Origin of the sequence: Acinetobacter johnsonii (assembly GCF_048551975.1) — a bacterium.
Taxonomy (GTDB): Bacteria; Pseudomonadota; Gammaproteobacteria; order Pseudomonadales; family Moraxellaceae; genus Acinetobacter; species Acinetobacter johnsonii_A.
Genome location: NZ_JBIMCF010000274.1, coordinates 1 through 261, shown reverse-complemented (window position 1 = coordinate 261; position 261 = coordinate 1). Strand labels below are relative to the sequence as shown.

The following is a 261-nucleotide window of genomic DNA, read 5'->3' as shown; positions in this document are numbered from 1 at the left end:
GGTGGATTCTTAACTTCTCCCCCTAGAAACTTAACCAAGCCTCCAAAGGTTACAGGACTAACAGCCAATGGCGCATTAGCCTCTATTTTTGTTGGTTGGCACAATCCGTCATTTAGCAATTACGCCTATACCGAGTTATGGCGGTCAAACTTAGATGATATTGGACAAGCAGTATTGATTGCCAGTACAGCCGTCGAAAGTTATACCGATAATGTGGGTAGTGCTGCGACTAAATACTATTGGGCAAGGGCGGTATCATAC

General features: G+C 44.4%; 1 protein-coding gene. It reads left to right on the top strand.

Annotated features, from left to right (window positions below):
* Positions 1–261: hypothetical protein (locus tag ACG9ZB_RS17480; protein ID WP_419326870.1), on the top strand; the 261-nt coding region annotated here is incomplete at both ends.